Here is a 582-nt window from a genome sequence, read left to right as displayed (position 1 = left end):
CTGACTCAGATGACCATGACCAGTAAACTGGCTTAGCACCACGGTAGATGTAGCCCTTGTTAGCCATCTCACCGAAGACACGGATTTGCGCCGCTTCATAGTCAGGGGTCAAAGTTACATATGGATTTTCCCAGTCACCAGAAACACCTAAACGTTTGAAGTCTTCGCGTTGTTTATCTACTTGAGAAAGAGCGTATTCACGGCAAAGTTTCAAATATTCAACCAAGTCCATCTCTTTGCGTTTGACACCTTGTTTGGCCAAAACTTGCTCGATTGGTAGTCCATGTGTATCCCAACCTGGGATGTATGGTGCGTAAAATCCTGACATAGATTTAGAACGAACAATGATATCTTTTGAAATCTTGTTCATAGCATGACCAACGTGGATATTTCCGTTAGCGTACGGAGGGCCATCATGAAGAGTGAAATGAGGTTTTCCTTCATTCAACTCTTGACGACGTTGGTAGAGCTTTGCTTTTTCCCATTCTTTTTGCCAGACTGGCTCTTTGGTTGGAAGGCCTGCACGCATTGGGAAGTCAGTTTTCCCAAGATTTAAAGTTTCTTTGAGTTTCATGATATCTC

Annotated in this window: 1 protein-coding gene; it reads right to left on the bottom strand. The window is 43.3% G+C overall.

Going from position 1 to position 582, the window contains the following annotated elements:
• Positions 1–574 (bottom strand): class I tRNA ligase family protein (locus HMPREF2795_RS10080; RefSeq protein ID WP_148131315.1); only part of this gene is annotated, 574 nt, incomplete at its 3' end.
• Positions 575–582: the final 8 nt, after the last annotated feature.

This window comes from Streptococcus sp. HMSC056C01 (assembly GCF_001811305.1).
In the GTDB taxonomy this organism is placed as follows: Bacteria; Bacillota; Bacilli; order Lactobacillales; family Streptococcaceae; genus Streptococcus.
This window is presented reverse-complemented; position numbering and strand designations above follow the sequence as displayed.